This window comes from Streptomyces sp. NPDC111744, assembly GCF_055634995.1.
Map to the genome: position 1 here is coordinate 332,481 of NZ_JBVKCG010000002.1, position 15,430 is coordinate 347,910.

The 15,430-nt window shown below is 71.1% G+C and carries 10 protein-coding genes and 3 pseudogenes; 9 read left to right on the plus strand and 4 right to left on the minus strand.

The window, feature by feature from the left end; translation table 11 throughout:
* Positions 1-179 precede the first annotated feature (179 nt).
* A pseudogene (locus tag ACZ7OO_RS05550) lies at positions 180-461 on the plus strand (ATP-binding cassette domain-containing protein); the annotation flags it as partial.
* Here the strand turns inward: ACZ7OO_RS05550 and ACZ7OO_RS05555 are convergent.
* Positions 396-1,022 (minus strand): annotated as a pseudogene (locus ACZ7OO_RS05555) (LuxR C-terminal-related transcriptional regulator); the annotation flags it as partial. The pseudogenes ACZ7OO_RS05550 and ACZ7OO_RS05555 sit on opposite strands and share 66 nt — an antisense overlap.
* A gap of 212 nt (positions 1,023-1,234) precedes the next feature.
* Between ACZ7OO_RS05555 and ACZ7OO_RS05560 the strand changes: the two are divergent.
* Positions 1,235-3,394, plus strand: coding sequence for a SpoIIE family protein phosphatase (locus ACZ7OO_RS05560; protein ID WP_471502342.1), 2,160 nt, complete (start codon positions 1,235-1,237; stop codon positions 3,392-3,394).
* An 88-nt stretch (positions 3,395-3,482) separates the two neighbouring features.
* Here ACZ7OO_RS05560 and ACZ7OO_RS05565 read toward each other — a convergent pair whose 3' ends face one another.
* A complete protein-coding gene (locus tag ACZ7OO_RS05565; protein WP_471501769.1) occupies positions 3,483-4,862 on the minus strand; it encodes a S1 family peptidase in 1,380 nt (459 codons plus the stop codon).
* Positions 4,863-5,069: 207 nt separating this feature from the next.
* Here ACZ7OO_RS05565 and ACZ7OO_RS05570 point away from each other — a divergent pair, with 207 nt between their 5' ends.
* From ACZ7OO_RS05570 to ACZ7OO_RS05590, 5 genes are all read left to right on the plus strand, one after another.
* A complete protein-coding gene (locus tag ACZ7OO_RS05570) occupies positions 5,070-5,483 on the plus strand; it encodes a PaaI family thioesterase (protein WP_471501771.1) in 414 nt (137 codons plus the stop codon).
* Positions 5,484-5,966: 483 nt separating this feature from the next.
* Positions 5,967-6,182, plus strand: a complete 216-nt coding sequence (locus tag ACZ7OO_RS05575; protein ID WP_132894275.1) for a type A2 lantipeptide — start codon at positions 5,967-5,969, stop codon at positions 6,180-6,182.
* Positions 6,183-6,292: 110 nt separating this feature from the next.
* Entirely contained in the window at positions 6,293-7,099 is an 807-nt protein-coding gene (locus ACZ7OO_RS05580; RefSeq protein ID WP_471501773.1) for a hypothetical protein, read from the plus strand.
* On the plus strand, positions 7,096-9,318 hold the full coding sequence (locus tag ACZ7OO_RS05585; protein ID WP_471501775.1) for an NHLP family bacteriocin export ABC transporter peptidase/permease/ATPase subunit: 2,223 nt from the start codon (positions 7,096-7,098) through the stop codon (positions 9,316-9,318). Before ACZ7OO_RS05580 ends, ACZ7OO_RS05585 begins: the two co-directional genes overlap by 4 nt.
* A 1-nt stretch (position 9,319) precedes the next feature.
* Entirely contained in the window at positions 9,320-12,136 is a 2,817-nt protein-coding gene (locus ACZ7OO_RS05590; protein ID WP_471501777.1) for an NHLP bacteriocin export ABC transporter permease/ATPase subunit, read from the plus strand.
* A gap of 4 nt (positions 12,137-12,140) precedes the next feature.
* Here ACZ7OO_RS05590 and ACZ7OO_RS05595 read toward each other — a convergent pair whose 3' ends face one another.
* Both ACZ7OO_RS05595 and ACZ7OO_RS05600 read right to left on the minus strand, forming a co-directional pair.
* Positions 12,141-12,671, minus strand: coding sequence for an SRPBCC family protein (locus tag ACZ7OO_RS05595; RefSeq protein ID WP_471501779.1), 531 nt, complete (start codon positions 12,669-12,671; stop codon positions 12,141-12,143).
* 11 nt (positions 12,672-12,682) lie between these two features.
* Positions 12,683-13,018 (minus strand): annotated as a pseudogene (locus tag ACZ7OO_RS05600) (ArsR/SmtB family transcription factor); the annotation flags it as partial.
* A 297-nt stretch (positions 13,019-13,315) separates the two neighbouring features.
* Between ACZ7OO_RS05600 and ACZ7OO_RS05605 the strand changes: the two are divergent.
* Together ACZ7OO_RS05605 and ACZ7OO_RS05610 are read left to right on the plus strand one after the other, a co-directional pair.
* Positions 13,316-14,818: an MFS transporter gene (locus tag ACZ7OO_RS05605; RefSeq protein ID WP_471501781.1), complete on the plus strand. Its 1,503-nt coding sequence runs from the start codon at positions 13,316-13,318 to the stop codon at positions 14,816-14,818.
* Positions 14,819-15,034: 216 nt separating this feature from the next.
* Positions 15,035-15,418 carry an STAS domain-containing protein gene (locus ACZ7OO_RS05610; protein WP_471501783.1) on the plus strand — a complete coding sequence of 128 codons (384 nt, stop codon included), beginning with the start codon at positions 15,035-15,037 and terminating at the stop codon, positions 15,416-15,418.
* Positions 15,419-15,430 lie beyond the last annotated feature (12 nt).

The window sequence follows — 15,430 nt, forward strand, 5'->3', positions numbered from 1 at the left end:
CTTATGGGGCGTCCGCGCAGCCCCTGTGGCCGTTCTGCCGTATCCGGGGCCGCCGTGCTCGAACGGAACCGAACATGTCTTGACCCGTGCGTTCCGCACGGTGACCTCGTGACAGACATGACTGTCCGCGACCGTGTGGCGCCTGCGAGTGTCGGGCCGGGCCACAGAAGGGGAGGCGGATGGACAGGCGGTACGAGGTGTACGCGCTCGCCGACGAGCACTTCTACGACACGCCCGACCGACTCGGGACGGGCGGGTCGCAGACGGAGCCGCTGTTCGCGACGGCACGTCGTGCGGTGCCGAAGGGCTGGCACGCGCCAGCCTTCGCCCTGGGAGATCCGGATCGCGTCGATGCGGTTGCGGGCGCCGGTCTTGCGGGTGATCGCGGCCATGTAGTTGCGGACCGTCCCGTTGGACAGGTGCAGGCTCCCGGCTATCTCCGCGATGGACGCCCCGCCGGCCGCCAGCTCCAGTACGCTCAACTCGCGTCTGGTGAGCGGGATCTCGGCGGCCTTGAAGTATCCGAAGCCCAGCGAGTCGTCGACGAAACGTTCCCCCTCGGCGGCGCGGCGGATCGCCCGCACCAGCCGTTCCGGCGCGCCCTTCTTGTCGACGTAGCCGAGCGCCCCCGCTTCGGCGGCACGTTTCAGCAACCCGGGTCTGTTCGCACCGGCAAGCACGACCAGCCGCGGCGGGACCGTGCCCGGCTCCACCGGGCGCAGGTCGGCCAGTGGTGGCACATCGTGGGTGCCGGAGCAGTCGAGGTCCGCCGCGCACACGTCCGGCCGTACCGCCCGGACCCGCCCCCGTGCGCTGTGCCACGGCGTGTCGTCCACCCGGAGCCCCGGTTCCCGGCGTAACCACTCCGCCAGGACCGACCTCACCAGACACGTGTCGTGCACCAGAAGTACCCGGATCACCGCCGCCCCCTCAGCCGTCCTTCGGCTCTTCGGTTCATGGTGTTGAACGCGTGCCCCATTCTTGGCGTCCGCGACTGCTCGTGGGCGCGAAGTTCCGGCCATCAGGGTGCGCGGGGGCGCACGCCCGGCGCCCGTCCGCCGCCGCGTGCTTCGGCTGCGGGGGAATGTGCCTGGGCGAACGGGGTAGGCAGAGGCGGCCCGGCGTGGGGGCTCGTGCCGCTCTCGCCGTGCGCCGACCGCCGCCACGAGGGAGTCTTGACCGGGAGGACGCGAGGCGCGGCCGGACGAGGAGGTGGTCGGGCGTGTCCGACAGGATGGGGGCCCCTCCCGCGTCGGCGCAGCCGGGCCTGGCGGAGACGGCGGCCGACGCGACCCGGCCCGGCCGGCCACCGCTGCTGTCACTCGCGCTGGCCTCGGTGATGGAGGAGATCCAGGCGCACTCCGGCGCGGTCTATCTCCTCGCCGCCGACGAACCGGTCCTGGAGATGGCGGTGACGGCCGGGCTGCCCCGGGCCTTCGCGGCGCCCTGGGAGCGGGTCGGGCTGAGCGCGCCGATCCCGGTGGCGGAGGCGGTGCGCGAGCGGCGCCTGGTGTGGGTGGGCGGCGAGGAGGACATGGCCCGCCGGTATCCGCGGATGGCGGTGGTGTTGCCCTATCCGTTCGCGCTCGCCGCGGTGCCCGTGGCGACGGCGGACGCCGTGTACGGGGCGTTGTACGTGACCTGGCCCGGTTCCCATCCGACGGTGCTGTCCGACCGGGAGCGGACGGCGCTGACCGCGGCCGGCGACCGGCTGGCGAAGCGGCTGGCGCGGGCCGCCCGGGAGCATCGTCCGCTGCGGGCCGAGCCGGATCTGCTGGCGGCACCGGCGTCCGGGGTGGCGGGCACCCTGGGCACGGTGGAGGCGGCCCGGATGGTGGGGCGGCTGCCGTACGGGCTGGCCTCGATCGATCTGCACGGGCGGGTCGCCTTCGCCAACGGGGCGGCGGCCGAGTTGCTCGGCGTCAAGGTCGCCGATCTGCTCGGCACCCAGCCGTGGGTGTCGGTGCCCTGGCTGAACGACCCGATGTACGAGGACCGTTACCGGGCGGCGCTGATCAGCCAGCACGTGACGTCGTTCGTGGCGCTGAAGCCGCCGGGCGACTGGCTGTCGTTCCGGATGTACCCGAGCACGAGCGGGCTGACCACCCGGATCAGCCGGGCGCGGGCGGTCGCCGAGATGGTGGGCGCGCTGCCGCGGGCCGACGCGGCGCCCGGCTCCCGGCTGGTCACCATCTCGCAGGTGCTGAGCCTGGCCGGGGCGCTGACGGAGGCCGTCGGCGTGCAGGACGTGGTGCAGCTGGTGGCCGACGAGGTGGCCCCGGCCGTCGGCAGCCAGGCCCTGGTGGTCCTCGGGTCACGGGGCGGACGTCTGCACGTCCTCGGGCAACGCGGATACGAGGTTCCACGGACCGTGGAGCGCTTCGACGGCCTGCCCCTGGCCGAACGGACGCCGGGCACCCATGTCCTGAACACCGGCGTGCCCGCGTTCTTCGAGTCGATGCAGCAGCTGGAGCGGCTGTATCCGAGCCGGAACGAGACCCCGGACGGGTTCGCCGCCTGGGCGTATCTGCCGCTGATCGCGTCGGGCCGGCCGGTGGGCACCTGTGTGCTCGCCTACGCCGAGCCGCATGCCTTCCCCGCCGACGAGCGCGCCGTGCTGACCAGTCTCGGCGGCCTCATCGCGCAGGCGCTGGAGCGGGCCCTGCTCTACGACGCGAAGAACCAGCTGGCGCACGGTCTCCAGGCGGCCCTGCTGCCGCACTCACTGACCCCGCCGCCCGGCATCGAGGCGGCCGCGCGCTATCTGCCGGCGATGCACGGCATGGAGATCGGCGGCGACTTCTACGACCTGGTGCCGACCAAGCCGCTGGCGGCGGCGGTGATCGGGGACGTACAGGGGCACAACGTGACGGCGGCCGGGCTGATGGGCCAGATCCGCACCGGAGTACGGGCCTTCACGACCGTAGGGCAGGCGCCGCAGGAGGTGATGAGGAGCACCAACCGGCTCCTCATCGACCTCGGGGCGGACCTGTTCGCCAGCTGTCTGTATCTGCGGCTGGATCCGGAGCGGGGACGGGCGGTGATGGCCCGGGCCGGGCATCCGCCGCCGTTGCTGAGACGTCCGGACGGGCGGGTGCGGGTGCTCGACCTGGCCGGCGGCCCGCTGCTGGGCATCGACGCGGAGGCGACGTACCCGACCACCGAGGTGTCGCTGACGCCGGGCTCGGTGCTCGCCCTCTACACCGACGGGCTGGTCGAGTCGCCCGGTGTGGACATCGAGGACGCGCTGGTCGATCTGGGCGAACTGCTCGCGGAGAACGGCGACCAGCCGCTGGAAAAGCTCGCCGACACGCTCGTGCGGCACAGTGCGGCGGCGCAGGAGCGTGTCGACGACGTGGCGGTGCTCTTGCTCAGAGCGCGGTCCGAGGGCTGACGGACGCGGGGCGCGATGCGGTCCGGCCCTCCCGCCGGAGGGCCGGACCGTCCACCGTCGGCCGGAACCGCTGGAGCCGGGCGGTGGGTCAGTGGGACGACGAGGTGCCGTCCGCGCCGGTCCCGGTCTGGTCACCGGCCGTCGCGGACGGATCGGCAGCCGTCGCGGACGGATCGGCAGCCGTCGCGGACGGGTCGGCGGTGCCGCCGATCTGGGCGCCGCCGCCGTTCGCGTCGCCGGCCGTCGCGGACGGGTCGGCCGTGGCGGACGGGTCGGCCGTGGCCCCGGCGTCACCGGCGCCCGCGCCCGCCCCCGCGCCGCCGAGGGTCGCACCGGTCGCCTGGAGGGCGGTGGTCACCGGCTGGAAGAAGGTCTCGCCGCCGGAGGTGCAGTCGCCGCTGCCGCCGGAGGTCATGCCGACCGCCCCGCCGTCCTGGGTGAACAACGAGCCGCCGCTGTCGCCGGCCTCGGCGCAGACGTTGGTCTGGATGAGACCGGTGACGGTGTCGACGCCGTTGGGGTCGGTCTCGCTCTGGAAGTTGACGGTGGCGTCGAGGCCGGTGACCTGGCCGTCGTGCAGACCGGTGGTGGAGCCCATCCGGAACACGGTCTCGCCGACGGTGGCGTCGACGGCCTGGTTGATGGCGACGGTCTGGCCGTTGCCGACGTTGACCTCGCTCGGCGCCTGGGTGGTGGCGTCGTTGTACTTGACGAGCGAGAAGTCACCGTTGCCGGGGAACTGCGCCTGGTCCACGGTGGCGATCGGCTGGCCGGTCTGGGAGTCGGACCAGTCCTTGGCCGCGACGCCGCAGTGACCGGCCGTCAGGAAGGCGGGGCTGCCGTCCGAGGCGGTCACGTTGAAGCCGAGGGAGCAGCGGACGGTGCCGTTGGCGACCTGGGAGAAGATCGCGTCGCCGCCGGAGACGAGGGGCTTGAAGGTGCCCGACGACTTCTTGAGGGTCGCCATGTTCGAGCCGAGGCTCTTCACCGTCGACTCCAGCGTGTCCCACTTGCCGCCGGTGACGGTGCTGTCGGCGGTGACCACGACCTTGTTGGTCTTCGGGTCGACGGCCCAGGCGGTGCCCGGGATGGTCGCCTTGGTCTTCAGGGTGCCGGCGACCGCCGCCAGCTCGGAGTTGCTGTTCTCCACCTGTCGGACGACCGCGCCGGCCTTCTCCGCCTGGACGACCGTGTTGTTGTCGCCGCTGACGACGTTGACGACGAGTTGCTGCTTGCCGCTGTCGTAGTAGGAACCGGCGAAGGCCTGGCCGAGCAGGCCCTGGAGCTGCGCGGCGAGATCCGAGGCGTCGGTCGCCGACTTGAGTGTCCTGGGAGCGGTGGCAGTGGCGCCGGAGGCGTTGTCCTGGGACGCGTTGGCGTTCGGCAGCAGAAGGGCCGCAGCGCCGAGCGCGGCGACACCGCCCACCGCTATCGCGGCCTTGCGCTTCGGAATTCGCTTGTGACTCAAACTTCTCGACCTCCAAGGGACGGAGTGCCTGCCTTGATCGGGCAGTCGTTCGTGAGCGGCGCCTGGATGGCCATAGGTACGGGCGGGTCACGTGGTGCGTTCAATTCCGGTTCTTAACTTCCTTTGACCGAAGGCGAATCGGCCACGCCTCGCGGGTCAGGGGGCGGTTGCGCGTGCCGTCTCGCGAGCCCGGGAACAATCCCCCATATGACGATGACCACCGCCGAAGCCGACAAGATCCTCTCCGTCAACTTCGCCCCCTGGGTGCTCGATCTCGGGCTGTCCGTCGAGGCGGTGGGCGGGGACCGGGCGGTGCTGCGTCTGCCCTGGTCGGACCGGCTGTCCCGGGAGGGCGGCGGGCTGTCGGGGCAGGCGTTGACGGCCGCGGCCGACACCGCGACGGTGATCGCGGTCTCGGCGGCCCGGGGTGGCTTCGTGCCGATGACGACGGTCCAGCAGTCGACGTCGTTCATGCGCGCGGTGAGCGGTTCGGATGTCCTGATCGAAGTGGTGCTGACCAAACTCGGCCGCCGGATGGCGTTCGCCGACATCACGATGAGCGACGAGCGGTCAGGTGCGCTCGCGGCCAGGGCGAGCACGGTGTACGCCCTCCTGGGGTGAAAAGCCGCATCCCCGAACCGACACGGTCAGCAATCACTCATTGACGGTCTGTCGCGATCACGTACCGGAATCCTTGCTTCAGGGAATCTGCACATCCACTACCCAGGCAAGTCACCGGAACCGGCGGATCTGCACAACCGCACGCCCCCTGGCGTGCCTTTGGCGCGGAGTGCCGGATTCGCCGCCGCAGGGGCAAGCCGTGCGGCTGCGGCGAAGTCGTGCGGTGTGTGAAGGAGTCGCCGACAAGACGTGCCCGCTCCTGCACGGATGAAGCCTGCTGAGGCTCAAGAGCCCAGGTAGGCGCATGGTTGATTGGATGCGCGGACGGCGGGCGTGCTTTGATCCATCGCACCGCGGGGTCGTCAAGGGTTCCCGGAGACGGGCGTCCGGCGCCTGCGGTCGCGGCCATCCGTACTGTCCCCATAGGGCCGTTGGGGGGCCGCTCTCCCCCTTGTGAATATCCATATGAAGGGAAGTTCCATCATGAACTCCACCCCCCAGGTTGAGACCGTCGAGATCTCCGACGCCGAGCTCGACAACGTCTCCGGCGGCCTGTCCGTGAACGCTCTCGGCACCGTCACCGGCCTGGTGGACGGCGTTGCCCCGGTTTCCGGCCTGGTCAACACGGTTGTCGGCACCGTCGAGGGTGTCACCGGCCTGAACACCCAGCCGGTCACCAACCTGGTCGCCGGTCTCTGATCGCACCTCGTTGCCGCTGAGTCCCGGAGCCGTACCCCGGCCCCGGGGCTCTCGGGTGTTTTGAGACACCCCTGTTCACCAGCGTCTCTCCCACAGGTGAGGGAAGTTCCGTGCAGTTCCGCCAACAGGCCCTCGCCAAGCTCCAGTCGCCGGAGGAGCTCGATCTTCCGGTGCGTTTCGCCCGTCCGCAGGGCTGGCTCGCGCTGTCGGTCTCGGTCGTCGTGATGGCGGCGGCCTCGGTGTGGGCGGTGACCGGTTCGGTCGCCTCCACGGTGAGCGCCCAGGCCATCCTCACCCACGGGCAGGGCAGCTACATCCTGCAGAGCCCGGTCGCCGGACAGGTCACGGCCGTCCTCGCACAGCAGGGCGAACGGCTGCCGGCGAACTCCCCCGTCCTGAAGGTGCACACCGGCCAGGGGGACTCGGTGGTGCGCACGGTCGCCGCGGGCCGGATCAGCGCGCTCGCCGCCACCATCGGGCAGATCATCCAGACCGGCGCCGACGTCGCCGCCGTGGAGAAGATCGCCCACGCCTCGGACCCGCTCTACGCCACGGTCTACGTCCCCGCCGAGAACGCCTCCGCAATCCCCGCGAACGCCCCGGTCGACCTCACCGTGTCATCGGTGCCGACACAGGAGTACGGGGTGCTGCGCGGCCATGTGAAGTCGGTGGACCGCGCCGCCCAGTCGGCCCAGTCGATCTCCGCGTTCCTCGGGGACAACCAGCTCGGCGAGCAGTTCACCAGGAAGGGCCGCCCGGTGGCGGTCCTCGTACGGCTGGACCCGTCGAGGAAGACGAAGAGCGGATACAAGTGGTCCTCGGCGGACGGACCCCCCTTCGCGCTCGACTCCATGACCCTGGCCTCGGGTGCGATCCGGCTGGCCGACCAGCACCCCGTCGATTGGCTGCTCCCGTGACCACCGCCCAGGAGACCCGCGGCCGCCGGCGCGCCGCCCCGCCCAAGCGACCGGTGCCCAAGGGCCGCGGCCACACGGTCCGCACCCCCACCGTGCTCCAGATGGAGGCCGTCGAGTGCGGCGCCGCCTCCCTCTCCATGGTCCTCGGCCACTATGGCCGGCATGTCCCGCTGGAGGAGCTGCGGATCGCCTGCGGTGTCTCCCGCGACGGCTCGCGCGCCAGCAACCTGCTGAAGGCCGCCCGCAGTTACGGCCTCACGGCCAAGGGCATGCAGATGGACCTGGCCGCTCTCGCCGACGTGCAGTCCCCGGCGATCCTGTTCTGGGAGTTCAACCACTACGTCGTCTACGACGGCATGGGCCGCCGCTTCGGCCGCCGCGGTGTCTTCGTCAACGACCCCGCCAAGGGCCGCCGGTTCGTGCCCATGGAGGAGTTCGACGGCAGCTTCACCGGCGTCGTGCTGGTCCTGGAGCCGGGCGACGGCTTCGAGAGGGGTGGCCGCAAGCCCGGTGTCCTCGGCGCGATGCCGGCCCGGCTGCGCGGCACCGCGGGCACCATGCCGGCGGCGGTGCTGGCCAGTCTGCTGCTGGTGGTCGTGGGCGCGGCGGTGCCCGCGCTCAGCCGGCAGTACATCGACATGTTCCTCATCGGCGGCCAGACCTCGCTGCTCGGCGTCCTGTTCGCGGCGATGGGCACCTGTGTGCTGCTCACCGTCGCCCTGACCTGGCTGCAACAGGCGAACCTGCTGCACGGCCGGATCGTGTCCTCCACCCTGTCCAGCGCCCGCTTCCTGCGCCATCTGCTGCGGCTGCCGGTGACCTTCTTCTCCCAGCGCAGCCCGGCCGACCTGGTCCAGCGCCTGCAGTCCAACGACCAGGTCGCCGAGACCCTGGCCCGCGACCTCGCGGCGGCCGGCGTGGACGCGGTGGTCGTGGTGCTGTACGCGGTGCTCCTCTACACCTACGACGTGCAGCTCACCTTCCTCGGCATCGGCGTGGCCCTGCTGAACATCGTGGCGATGCGGTTCGTCGTACGACTGCGCGCGACCCGGACCGCCAAGCTGCGCGCGGACACCGCCCGGCTCACCAACACCTCCTACACCGGCCTCCAGCTGATCGAGACGATGAAGGCGACCGGCGGCGAGGACGGCTACTTCCGCAAGTGGGCCGGGCAGCACGCCAGCACCCTGGAGGAACAGCAGCGACTTGGTGTGCCGAGCGCCTGGCTCGGGGTGGTCGCCCCGACGCTCGCCACCCTCAACAGCGCGCTGATCCTGTGGATCGGCGGGATGCGGGCGGTCGAGGGCGGTATCTCGGTCGGGCTCCTGGTCGCCTTCCAGTCCCTGGTCACCCGCTTCACCGCCCCGCTCACCCGGCTCAACGGCGTCGCGGGCCGGATCCAGGACTTCGCGGCCGACGTGGCCCGCCTCAAGGACGTGGAGAACTTCCAGGCGGACCCGATCTACGCCCGCCCCGGCTCCGGCGAGTCGACCCGGCGGCTGCACGGCCATGTGGAGCTGGAGAACATCACCTTCGGCTACAGCCCGCTCGACAAGCCCCTGCTCACCGGCTTCGACCTGACCGTCGGCCCGGGCCGGCAGGTGGCCCTGGTGGGCGGCTCGGGCAGCGGCAAGTCGACGGTCTCTCGGCTGATCTCGGGCCTTTACGCCCCCTGGGAGGGCGTGATCCGTATCGACGGACAGCGTCTGGAGGACATCCCGCGCGGCGCCCTCGCCGCCTCCGTCTCCTTCGTCGACCAGGACGTCTTCCTCTTCGAGGGCTCGGTACGCGACAACGTGGCGCTGTGGGACCCGTCGATCCCGGACGAGGCCGTGGTGGAGGCGCTGCGGGACGCCGCCCTGTACGACGTGGTGACGCGCAGGCCCGGCGGCATCCACAGCAAGGTCGAGCAGGACGGCCGCAACTTCTCCGGCGGCCAGCGGCAACGCCTGGAGATCGCAAGGGCGTTGGTGCGCAGGCCGAGCATCCTCGTACTCGACGAGGTGACCAGCGCGCTGGACGCCGAGACCGAGCTGACGGTCATGGACAACCTGCGCCGGCGCGGCTGCGCCTGTGTGGTGATCGCGCACCGGCTGAGCACGGTCCGTGACAGCGACGAGATCGTCGTACTCCAGCACGGCACGATCGTGGAGCGCGGACGGCACGACGCGCTGGTGGCACACGGCGGGGCGTACGCCGCGCTGGTCAGGGAGCGATGAGATGACGACCACAGACGAAGGCGACCTCGTTCTCGGCGCGCTCGGCTCACTGGGCGCCCGGATCGACTGCACCGGCTTCAACCGCCTGGACCTCGAAGGGCCGCAGGTGCTGTGGCTGGTGGTGTCCGGTGCCCTGGACCTGTTCGCCGTGGACGCCGAACAGCAGGGGCACTGGCACCATCTGGGCCGGCTGGAGGCAGGTGCTCTCCTGCTGGGCCCGGTCGCCGGACCCCAGCACACCCTGGTGGCACGCCCGTTGCGGGACTGCGTGGTCCACCGCATCGGCCTGCGCGAGCTGTACCAGCCCGCCAGCACCCAGACCTGGTCCTACGACGAGTACGGCAACCCCCAGTACGTGCCGCCGACCACGAGTCCCCTGGAGTACGCGCTCGCACTCGGCGTCGGCCGTGGCCTGTCGATCCTCTTCCAGGCCCCGATGGCCGCCAGCGAGCGGGCCACGGCCCTCACCGACGACGACGTCTTCTGGATGCAGGTGCCGCCGGGCAGTGTGCAGTACGGCTCGCTGTACGGCGCGGAGGCGGCCGCCGATCTGCTGATGGACCCCGCCCTGTGGCAGAGCATGGTCGACCAGCAGTACCGGCTGCTCACCACGCTGGACCGGTGGATCGAGCAGCTGGAACGCACCCACGAGACGCGCACGGCGGCCGGGATCAAGGCCGGTGAGGCGGCCGGCGCCCAGGCCGACCGCACGCTGCTCGCCTCCATCGGCAAGGCGGCCAAGCGCACCACGGCCGCCGACGCCGACGCCTCCTACGCGGCCTGCAGGCTGGTCGCGCAGGCGGCCGGCATCACTCTCGCCGAGCCCGCGCAGAGCGGCACCGAGAGCGACCGCATCGACCCGATCGAACGGGTGGCCCTCGCGTCCCGGGTGCGTATTCGGGCGGTGCGCCTGGACGGCCGCTGGTGGCGGGACAACGTAGGCCCGCTGGTCGGGCACCGTGCCTTGTCCGGCGCTCCGGTCGCACTGCTGTGGCGGCGCGGCGGCTATGTCGCCGTCCATCCGGCGACCGGCCGGGAGACGCCGATCGAGAAGGCGAACGCGGCGGAGTTCGAGCCGCGTGCGGTGATGTTCTACCGCCCGCTGCCCGACAAGGCGCTCACCCCGTTCGGCCTGCTCCGGTTCAGTCTGCGCGGCACCCGCGGCGACCTCGGCAGTCTGCTCCTCGCCGGTCTGGTGACCGTGGCGATCGGCTCACTGGTGCCGATCGCGACCGGCAAGGTGCTGGGCGAGTACGTACCGAAGGCCCAGACGGACCTGATCGTGCAGGTATGTCTGGCGGTGATGATCAGCGCGGTGGTGGCGGCCGCGTTCACGCTCCTGGAGAACCTCACCATCCTCCGGCTGGAGGGCCGGATCGAGGCGACCCTCCAGCCGGCCGTCTGGGATCGGCTGCTGCGCCTTCCGACGAAGTTCTTCACCCAGCGTTCGACCGGTGAACTGGCCAGCGCGGCCATGGGCATCAGCGCGATCCGCCGGCTGCTGGCCGGCGTCGGCCCGGTGGTCGCCCAGTCGGTGACCGTCGGGGCGATGAACCTCGGCCTGCTGTTCTGGTACAGCGTCCCGATGGCGCTGGCGGCCCTTGCCATGCTCGTCGTCATCGGCGCCCTCTTCCTGGGGCTCGGGCTGTGGCAGGTGCGCTGGCAGCGCAGGCTGGTGGTGCTCGGCAACAAGCTGAACAACCAGGCCTTCCAGACCCTGCGGGGCCTGCCGAAGCTGCGGGTCGCGGCGGCCGAGAACTACGCGTACGCGGCCTGGGCGGGCGAGTTCGCGCGCAGCCGTGAACTCCAGCAGAAGGTGGGACGGATCAAGAACCTCACCACCGTGCTGGGTTCGGTGTATCTCCCGGTCTGCACCCTGCTGATGTTCATGCTGCTGGCGGGCCCGGCGAAGGGTGCCATGGACGCGGCGGCCTTCCTCACCTTCAACACGTCGGTGACGATGCTGCTCACCTCGGTCACCCAGCTGACCGGTTCCTTCGTGTCGGCGGTGGCCGCGCTGCCGCTGTTCGAGGAGATCAAGCCGGTCCTGGAGGCCGCCCCGGAGGTCCGCACCGCCAGCACCCGCCCCGGCCCGCTGTCCGGCGGCATCGAGGCCCGCCGTCTCTCGTTCCGGTACTCCGACGACGGTCCTCTCGTCCTCGACGACGTCTCCTTCGAGGTGCGGCCGGGCGAGTTCGTGGCGATCGTCGGCCCCAGCGGCTGCGGCAAGTCGACCCTGCTCAGGCTGCTGATCGGCTTCGACAAGCCGGTCTCGGGGAGCGTGCTGTACGACGGCCAGGACCTGGGCGCGCTCGACCAGTCCGCCGTGCGCCGGCAGTGCGGGGTGGTGCTCCAGCACGCGCAGCCGTTCACCGGCTCGATCCTGGACGTCATCTGCGGCACCGAGCCGTACACCCCCGAGGAGGCGATGGCGGCGGCCGAGATGGCGGGCCTTGCCGAGGACATCAAGCGGATGCCGATGGGGCTGCACACGATCGTCGCCGGCAGCGGCGCGATCTCGGGCGGCCAGCGGCAGCGGCTGATGATCGCCCAGGCGCTGATCCGGCGGCCCCGCATCCTCTTCTTCGACGAGGCGACCAGCGCCCTGGACAACGACACCCAGCGCACGGTCATCGAGAGCACCCGCAAACTGAACGCCACCCGGATCGTCATCGCCCACCGGCTGTCGACGGTCATGGACGCCGACCGGGTCGTCGTGATGGAGGACGGCAAGGTCGCCCAGCAGGGCCCGCCGGCCCAGCTGCTCGCCGACACCGGTGGGCGGCTGCACGAGCTGGTCCGGCGACAGCTGGCGTGAGCGGTCAGGCGTCGAGGCTGGGGATGGGTGCGCCGGAGGGGATCCCGGCGCCCAGATAGGCGTCGTAGAACTCCCGCCAGTTGGCGGCGTCCTCGGAATGCGGACCCCCGTGGCCGTCGCCGCGGGCCAGGGCGTCCAGGGCGAGCAGGCACACCTCCCAGCCGGCGCCGTTGCGGGCGGCCGTGTTCTCCTCGGCCAGCACCTGGGTCAGGGTGAAGCGGGTGCGCTTCCCGTCCAGGGCCTCGAGGTCGAAGTGCAGTTCGTCGCCACCCCAGGTGAAGGAGAGGTGCCGCGGTTCGTCGAATGCGAGCACCGTGCCCGTGGCGTTCGCCTGGCGGGGATCGCCGCTGAACCGCACGGTGCCGCCGTCGCGCAACTCGATGTCGAGACGCGACGGGAACCAGTGCGCCGACTCGTCCGGGTCGGTCGCGAACTGCCAGACGCGCTCTACGGGGTGGTCGTAGGTACGGGTGAATCGGACGGCGGAGCGGCCGTCGTCGAGGGTGAGATAGGTGCCGGTGAGTTCGGCGGCCATGGGGACCAGTCCTTCGCGGAGGGTTCTTTCGGGTCGTCCGCCGTCTCGTCGAGACGGCGCCCCAGCGCGTCCAGGCTGCTGTTCCACAGTCGGCGGTAGGGGGCGAGCCAGGCGTCGAGCTCGGCGATGGGGGCCGGGTCCAGGGCGTAGACACGGCGCTGGGCGTCCTGCCGGACCCGGACCAGGCCCGCCTCGCGCAGCACCTTGAGGTGCTTGGAGGTGCTCGGCTGGCTCAGTCCGCACGCGTCCACGATCTCGCCGACGGGCCTGGGGCGCTCCAGGAGGAGGCCGACTATGGCCCGTCGGTGGGGGTCGGCGAGTGCGGTCCAGAGGGCGGAGTCGGACATGGCTTTCAATATTCCTGGGCGGTTATATTCCTGTCAAGGAATGCACGAAGCTTCAGAGGGCTTCCGGGGCACCCTCCCACTGGGGTGCGACTCCGCCGAGCAGCCGCGTGGCCGGCACCCGTACTGCCGCCATGCCGTTGGCCAGGCCTGACCTCCGTCCTCAGCGAAACGTTGCCGTTTCGCTGGTAGTGGTTTAAGGTCGATGTGTACGAAACCGTTTCGTTCGCGGCACAACAGGCCGCGTACCGAAACGGCTCTTTGTGATAGCCAGAGCGACTTCCCTGGAGTGGTTCCCCGATGTCTGAGAAAACCCTGACCGACGACGTCCGCGTCGGTGCCGTGGAGGCACCGCCGGCCGCCTCCTCGAAGCGGTGGTGGATCCTCGCGGTCGTCGCCGTCGCCCAGCTGATGGTGGTGCTCGACGCCACGATCGTGAACATCGCCCTTCCGTCCGCTCAAGCCGACCTCGGGTTCTCCAACGGCAACCGGCAGTGGATCGTCACCGCGTACGCCCTCGCCTTCGCGTCCCTGCTGCTGCTCGGCGGACGGATCGCCGACCTGTTCGGCCGTAAGACGGCCTTCCTCATAGGAGTCGTCGGCTTCGCCGCCGTCTCCGCACTCGGCGGTGCCGCCAACGGCTTCGGGATGCTGGTCACCGCACGTGCACTCCAGGGTGCCTTCGGCGCACTGCTCGCGCCGGCCGCGCTCTCACTTCTCAACACCACGTTCACCGACGCCCGTGAGCGCGCCAGGGCGTTCAGTGTCTACGGCGCCATCGCGGGTGCCGGCGGTGCGGTGGGTCTGCTGCTCGGCGGTGTCCTGACCGACGCCCTCGACTGGCGCTGGACGCTGTACGTGAACGTCGCGATCGCCGTCGTCGCCTTCGTGGGCGGCCTGATGCTGCTGACCAACCACCGTGACGCCGAGAACTCCAAGCTGGACGTGCCGGGCACGGTCCTGGTCGCCGCCGGTCTCTTCTCGCTGGTGTACGGCTTTTCCAACGCCGAGACCCACGACTGGGGCTCGCCGTTGACCTGGGGCTTCCTGATCGCCGGTGGAGTACTGCTGGCCGCCTTCGCCTGGTGGCAGACCAAGACCGCGCACCCGCTGCTGCCGCTGCGCATCCTGGTCGACCGCAACCGGGGCGCGTCCTTCCTCTCCGTGCTGATCTCCGCCGGGGGCATGTTCGGCGTCTTCCTCTTCCTCACCTACTACCTCCAGCTGAACCTCGCCTTCAGCCCCACCAAGACCGGTGTGGCGTTCCTGCCGATGGTCGCGGCGCTGATGGTGGCGGCGCAGATCGGCACCACGGTCCTGGTCCCGCGCATCGGGCCGAAGGTGGTCGTCCCGCTGGGCTTCGCGATCGCCGCGGTCGGCATGGCCTGGCTGACCGGGATCGGCATCGGGTCGAGCTACGTCAGCGCGGTGCTGCCGCAGCTGATCATCACCGGCTTCGGCCTCGGCCTGGTCATGCCGGCGGCCATGCAGATGGCCACCGGCGGGGTGTCGGCGGAGGACGCGGGCGTGGCCTCCGCGAGCGTCAACGCCATGCAGCAGGTGGGCGGCTCGGTCGGAACGGCGCTGCTCAACACGCTGGCCGCGAGCGCCGCGACCGACTATCTGTCCGGACGGGACGCGACCAACAAGCTGGTGCAGGCCCAGGCGACGATCGAGAGCTACACGACCGCGTTCTGGTGGTCGGCCGGTCTGTTCGCGGCGGGTGCGGTGATCGCCTTCCTGCTGTTCCGCAAGGGGGTGCCGCAGCAGGACGCCGATGCGGCGCCGGTCGTTCACATGTGAGGTGAACTTCGCAGAGCCGCCGAAGACCGAGGGGTCGCCGTCAGCAGGGAGACGGTGGCCCCTCGCCCGTGTCACCTGCGAGCCGCAGTCAAGCCACTTGAGGGAAATTCACCGAGCCGAGCGAACTTGATCTTGCGCTACCCGCATCAGGAATGGCAGGGGCTCCCGGCGGGTGGCAACCGGGCCCGTACGCGCCCTGCGCCAGGGGGAGCAGAAATGACGCCGGAACCCGTTGAACCCGGGCCGGCCGCCGCCAACTCCTGTGCGCGGACCCGGCGGTGCGGGGCGTATCTCGTCGTCGAGGTCTTCGGTGAGGTGGACATCGCCACCGAGGGGCTGGTCGCCGAGCATCTGCCCGCGGCGACCGCCGGGGCCGAGCCGGATGTGCTCGTCGATCTGCGGCGGCTGGACTTTCTCGACCGTTCGGGGCTGCGGGTGCTGTGCCGGGCCGAGTCGCGGGCCAGGGAACGGGGCTGGCGACTGCGGCTGGTGTGCGAGGGGCCCCGCATTCCGCGGCTGCTCAGGGCCTCGGGTCTGCTGGGGCGGTTTCCGCCGCTCCCCGGGTTTCCCCGGGACGGGAGAGCCGGGGAGCGGCGGTGATGCCGGGAGTCG

Excerpts from the sequence above, each read along its gene's own strand:
- ACZ7OO_RS05560 (WP_471502342.1), top strand. The coding sequence starts at position 1,235 with ATGGGGGCCCCTCCCGCGTCGGCGCAGCCGGGCCTGGCGGAGACGGCG.
- ACZ7OO_RS05595 (WP_471501779.1), bottom strand. The coding sequence starts at position 12,671 with ATGGCCGCCGAACTCACCGGCACCTATCTCACCCTCGACGACGGCCGC.
- ACZ7OO_RS05610 (WP_471501783.1), top strand. The coding sequence starts at position 15,035 with ATGACGCCGGAACCCGTTGAACCCGGGCCGGCCGCCGCCAACTCCTGT.
- ACZ7OO_RS05575 (WP_132894275.1), top strand. The coding sequence starts at position 5,967 with ATGAACTCCACCCCCCAGGTTGAGACCGTCGAGATCTCCGACGCCGAG.
- ACZ7OO_RS05605 (WP_471501781.1), top strand. The coding sequence starts at position 13,316 with ATGTCTGAGAAAACCCTGACCGACGACGTCCGCGTCGGTGCCGTGGAG.
- ACZ7OO_RS05590 (WP_471501777.1), top strand. The coding sequence starts at position 9,320 with ATGACGACCACAGACGAAGGCGACCTCGTTCTCGGCGCGCTCGGCTCA.
- ACZ7OO_RS05570 (WP_471501771.1), top strand. The coding sequence starts at position 5,070 with ATGACGATGACCACCGCCGAAGCCGACAAGATCCTCTCCGTCAACTTC.